This is a genomic window from Streptantibioticus parmotrematis, assembly GCF_019890615.1.
Classification (GTDB): Bacteria; Actinomycetota; Actinomycetes; order Streptomycetales; family Streptomycetaceae; genus Streptantibioticus_D; species Streptantibioticus_D parmotrematis.
The window spans coordinates 1-4,690 of the sequence record NZ_JAINVZ010000051.1; the positions used below are offsets into that span (position 1 = coordinate 1).

Genomic DNA, 4,690 nt, shown 5'->3' on the forward strand with positions numbered 1-4,690 from the left:
CTTGACCGACCCCGTGCGGACTGCGTCGGTGAAAGCGTCTCTGCTCCTGGATGGTACTGTCAATCCTCTCGAACTGTGGAGACCTTCCTATGCAGCCAGCTCCTCGGTGAGGCTGGCCCAGTAGTCGCGTTCGTAGTCGATCAGGCTCTTGAAGCCGCACACGCTGTGTAGCCGACGGCTGTTGTAGAAGTCGGTGATCCAGGTCGCGATCCGGATCCGGGCCTCGGTGCGGGTGCTGAAGGTGTGCCGGTGGACGTACTCGACCTTCAGTACGCTGTTGAACGCCTCGCTGACGGCATTGTCGAAGCACTAGCCGACCCGGCCCATGGACTGGAAGACGCCCAGCCGGCGACAGGCCCGGCGGAATCTCCGAGAGCCGTACTCGCTGACGGGGTCCGTGTGGAAAATGACACCCCGCACGTCGCCGCCGCGGGTCGCCGCGGCCATGTGCATGGCGGTAACGACCAGTTCGGCATCGTGACGGGCACCCATCGCATAGCCCAGCAGGCGGCGGGAGAACAGGTCTATGACCGTGGCCAGGTATAGCTTGCCCTCACCGGTTCCGATCTGTGTCATGTCCTCGCACCAGACCAGGTCGGGTGCCTCGGCGGTGAAGTCGCGGCGCACGAAGTCCGGGGCGGCCGGTCGTTTCCCCGGCCGGGTCACCCCCCGCCGACCGCGCACCTTCCGCGCAGCCAGGCCGAGCCCGGCACGATCTTCGCGATGGTGTTCACCGAGACCCGCCAGCCCTGCCTCCCCAGCCTGATCCAGATCTTCGGCGAGCCGTAGGTGCCGCCGGACGTGTCGAACTCCTCCCTCACCGCTTCGACAAGACGCTGTCTGCGTAGCTCACGCCGGGTGGGCCGGCGGGCGCGGTGTTTGTAGAACCACGACTCGCTCACACCCAGGGCGCGGCAGGAGACGCGGTGCGAAATGCCGTGCTCGGTCCTGAAGTCGCTGATCACCCCGACGACGGACGCCGGGTCCGCCACGGCCGCTCCACCCACAGGACCATGCAGCATTTGAGGACATCACGCTCTATGACCAGTTCCTTGTTGTCACGCTTGAGCTGGGCGTTCTCCCGCCGCAACCGCTCCAACTCGTCACTCCCGACGGCTGGTACGGCCCCTGCCCGCCGGGGGCTGGAGACCCAGCTCGCCAGGGTGGTCTCGTTGATCCCCAGGTCCTCGGCGACCTCCGCGATCGTCTTGCCGGTCTCCGTGACGATCCGTACGGCCCCCTCACGGAACTTCGGATCGAACTTCCGTCGCTTCTCCGCCATGACTCCCAACTTCCCCTGCAGTCGCGGTCTTCACGCTACGAGGGGAGGGACACCTGGCCCTGACCCGGACCCACACAACCGGACCGTTGCCGACCACGGAACTGGTTCCGTTCACGTGCTCTGAACTGCTCGGCCTGCTTCGGGCCACCATCTTGCCGGTACCCCGCCGCGACCTGGTGCACACCGACAATGCCGCCGTCGACACCGGGCAGGCGCCTGTCACCGCCGCTGGAACGAGGTCACTGCAGAAACGACCACATGACCGGCAACCCTGAAGATCACGAACTGCAGCTGTTGTGTTTGTCACCACCGAATATGAGACAGGGCCACTGCCCGGACACACCCGTTCAGAGAAGTGTGAACCTGCTTTGGTCGCAACCCGTACTACCAAGTGGACGCTGAGGTCAAGCCGCGGCAAGCGGTTTTAAGGTGCGGCCGAAGGACAGATCGGCCCTGTGTGCGGCATCTCACATATCGAAATTCGCTTGACTGTTGATCGCATATATGCAAGCCGCACGTGCAGAGTTTATCGGTAATGGGAGGAAAAATGCCGACGGTGGAGATTGACTCAGAAGAAGAGTCCAACTGGGCGTACGATGGAAAGAGGTTTCGATCATATCGCTTTACTGATACGATAGAATGCGAGATCCGAGCGCTGAATCGGCTCGACAACTGGCATGGAATAGCAGGGTACCTTGGCGATCTGTTCACTATTGCTGCTGCGGTAGCTCTGTGCATTTTTGGTTCGTGGTGGTTCTACCCGGCATCGTTGGTGGTGATCGGCTCTCGCCAAAGAGCGTTCTCGAACATGCTGCATGAAAGTGCACATGGAATGCTGGCCGCGAACAGGAAGCTAAATCTGGCGCTCGGTAGCTTCCTTACAGCCTATCCAGTATTTCAACAACACTACGCTTTCAAACGCACCCATGTGGCCACTCACCACCCGCGCCTGGGCGACCCTGAACGAGATCCAGATCTCAAGTTCTTCATCGAACAAGGCGTTTATGATATCTCTTCAGAGTGCCAGCTTTGGATTCGACTCGTTACCCTTCCGGCATTGGGATCAAGGATCATCTCCCATTTTTCGTTTCTTCTAAAGGACAGAGTGCTCCTAAATAGGCGAAGGAAATATGAAGAGGCGGTGGAATTCAACAGCCATTGGCGCAAAAGGATGCAACGGGACAAAATTTGTTTCACCCTGTTTTGGCTGCTGATTGTGGGAGTGGCGTGGATGACGCACTGCTTGTTGGGTGTTGTTGTGTTTTGGGTTGTGCCTTACATGACTACGTTCCAGCTCATCGGGTGGTACATAGAGCTCTCTGAGCACACTCCTATGGTCCGATTGCACAATGTAGACCTTTATATGACCAGGAATCGGAAGAGTCGCGGCCTGGAGAAGTTCCTCACGGGAACGTATGCAGACCACTATCATCTGGATCACCATCTGGACCCGCGGACTCCATACTGGAATCTACGGAAGGCGCACCAGTTTCGTATGAAGGACCCGGAGTACGCGCTCCTAGATCGAAGCTTCGGCGGACTGTTTACTGCTGGCCCAGATGGCCAGCCCAGTGCGGTGGCCAGCATCATCAGAGAGCTGGCTGCGAGCAACGGAAGGCCCACGTCCTGATAGCGTGCCGATATCCGTTACCATGTGAGCGTGGGCTGGGAGGGGAAGATGGTTTTCAGCAGTGCACTGTTTACCACATTTCTCATCGCTGCACTCATTATCTGTGTCACTCCCGGCCCTGACATGCTCTATGTGCTGTCTTTCGGGATTGCAAAGGGAAGAGCGGGTGGCTTGGCCGCAGCCGGCGGTGTGGCTCTCGGCATGATCTTCCATACGGTCCTCGCTGCATTCGGAGTTTCGGCTGTGATCGCCCAGTACCCGGAAGCGCTCGGCATCTTGAAGGCGCTGGGCGCTGGATATCTCTGCTATATGGGGTTCGTGCTTATTTGGGACATGTCTCCCATTTCGTTTTCTGAAGATAAGCAGGGGTGGTCCATCTGGCGCATTGCCAGAAAAGCAATGACGGCCAATGTAGCAAATCCGAAGATCCTCGTATTCTATATAACTTTCCTTCCTCAGTTTGTGTCCCCCCGAGGGGGCCCAGTTTATTTACAAGTGCTTCTTCTTGGCTCACTCTTCGTTGTTATGGGATTTGCCACCGACGCTACGGTTGGTGTACTGAGCGGCAGCCTGGGAAATCGACTAATCTCCAGTCCCAAGGGTGTCCGGCGACTTAATGTCGGCTGCGGAATCGTCATGTTCCTGCTCGCCGTGGTGGTCTTTCTTGCCGGTTAACAACGGCTACTGAACCTCTTCATCCTGAATAGTCGCGGGTCATGAGTGTGTGGATGGCTTGGACAACGGTGCCGATACGCCGGGTGGAACATCGGGCTCGCCGTAATAGCCGCCAGGACTTCAGCTGCGCGAAGGCGCGCTCGCCGGGAGCCCGCAGCCGCGCGTGGTCGCGGTTGAACTGCTGGTAGTGCTTGGGCTGTTCGCTGTAGTGGTAGTATTGATCAGAAACTCAAAGGGTTCTGGTCGAGGACGTAGCGGACGTGTGGGCCGCCGAAGTAGCCGCGGACGATGTGCGGCTGTCGCTGTCGTCTACGGAAGAAGCGGCGGGTCTCGGTGGCGAGTTCGTCTTGGCTGCGGGCTCGGTGCTGCTTGGGCAGACTGTGCTTGAGGTCGGCGTTGACGAGCTCGTCGGGGTTCAGCTCGGGAGAGTACGGCGGCAGGATGTGCAGCTCGACATCGTTGGGGTGAGCGGTGACCCAGTCTCGGGCGCCGGGGCGCGTTCGGCCCGTCTGCGGTGCTGGCCCAGCGGGCCGATGTGGTGGTGATGGTGGCGCGCAACACGCTGCGCAGTCTTCAGTCGGCGCAGGTCCGGCTCACCGCGCTGCGTGAGCAGTTGGGCTCGGCCACTGAGATCGCGGTGCTCCTCATCGACGCGGGGCCCTTCCCGCGCCAAGAAGTCGAGCGGCAGCTCAACCACCGGGTGGCGGCCGTGCTGCTGTGGCGGCCGGAGCAGGCGGCGGTGCTTTCTGACGGCGCCGATCAGCCACGCCGGTTCGCCTCGTGCGACCTGATGCGGGCCGCCCGCACGGCGGCCGCGCCGCTGCAGCAGCTGATCGCGGCCCGCCGAGGGCGGCTCGGCCTGCCGGAAACCGGACAGGGGGCGATGAGCGGTGCGTGGTAGGCCGGTTCACCCCAACCCGGCCAGTGCGCCGCTGATGGAGCGTCTCGCGGCCCACGGCGTGCGGCTTCCGCCGCCCACTACTCCCCCGGTCTGGACGCCACCGCCTGCCGGCACCCCCTCCGAGACGGCGGATTCCACCGCCAGCGCAGCGGTGCCGCAGGTGGTCGTGGACTACGCGGCAGTGCGGTTCATCAAGAAGGCG

The 4,690-nt window shown here is 61.2% G+C and carries 7 protein-coding genes and 2 pseudogenes; 3 read left to right on the top strand and 6 right to left on the bottom strand.

What is annotated here, in order from left to right; genetic code table 11:
* Positions 1-87: 87 nt before the first annotated feature.
* From K7472_RS32065 to K7472_RS32080, 4 genes and pseudogenes are all read right to left on the bottom strand, one after another.
* Positions 88-291: pseudogene (locus tag K7472_RS32065) on the bottom strand (IS3 family transposase); the annotation flags it as partial.
* Between the two features lie 18 nt (positions 292-309).
* Positions 310-684: a DDE-type integrase/transposase/recombinase gene (locus tag K7472_RS32070; RefSeq protein ID WP_308014182.1), complete on the bottom strand. Its 375-nt coding sequence runs from the start codon at positions 682-684 to the stop codon at positions 310-312.
* A complete protein-coding gene (locus K7472_RS32075; RefSeq protein WP_222982760.1) occupies positions 663-992 on the bottom strand; it encodes an IS3 family transposase in 330 nt (109 codons plus the stop codon). Before K7472_RS32075 ends, K7472_RS32070 begins: the two co-directional genes overlap by 22 nt.
* A complete protein-coding gene (locus K7472_RS32080) occupies positions 962-1,282 on the bottom strand; it encodes a transposase (RefSeq protein ID WP_222982761.1) in 321 nt (106 codons plus the stop codon). The genes K7472_RS32075 and K7472_RS32080 overlap by 31 nt, the downstream gene beginning before the upstream one ends.
* A gap of 547 nt (positions 1,283-1,829) precedes the next feature.
* On the opposite strand from K7472_RS32080, the gene K7472_RS32085 reads away from it, so the two are divergent.
* Both K7472_RS32085 and K7472_RS32090 read left to right on the top strand, forming a co-directional pair.
* Positions 1,830-2,912, top strand: coding sequence for a fatty acid desaturase family protein (locus K7472_RS32085; RefSeq protein WP_222982763.1), 1,083 nt, complete (start codon positions 1,830-1,832; stop codon positions 2,910-2,912).
* A gap of 30 nt (positions 2,913-2,942) precedes the next feature.
* Entirely contained in the window at positions 2,943-3,587 is a 645-nt protein-coding gene (locus K7472_RS32090) for a LysE family translocator (RefSeq protein ID WP_222982765.1), read from the top strand.
* A 19-nt stretch (positions 3,588-3,606) separates the two neighbouring features.
* Here K7472_RS32090 and K7472_RS32095 read toward each other — a convergent pair.
* Together K7472_RS32095 and K7472_RS32100 are read right to left on the bottom strand one after the other, a co-directional pair.
* A pseudogene (locus tag K7472_RS32095) lies at positions 3,607-3,816 on the bottom strand (IS5/IS1182 family transposase); the annotation flags it as partial.
* Positions 3,809-4,036: a transposase gene (locus K7472_RS32100; RefSeq protein ID WP_308014183.1), complete on the bottom strand. Its 228-nt coding sequence runs from the start codon at positions 4,034-4,036 to the stop codon at positions 3,809-3,811. The gene K7472_RS32100 and the pseudogene K7472_RS32095, both read right to left, overlap by 8 nt.
* Positions 4,037-4,101: 65 nt before the next feature.
* Between K7472_RS32100 and K7472_RS32105 the strand changes: the two genes are divergently transcribed.
* The gene (locus K7472_RS32105) at positions 4,102-4,488 is read left to right on the top strand and encodes a hypothetical protein (RefSeq protein WP_222982766.1); all 387 of its coding nucleotides are present in this window, start codon (positions 4,102-4,104) and stop codon (positions 4,486-4,488) included.
* The last annotated feature ends 202 nt before the right edge of the window (positions 4,489-4,690 follow it).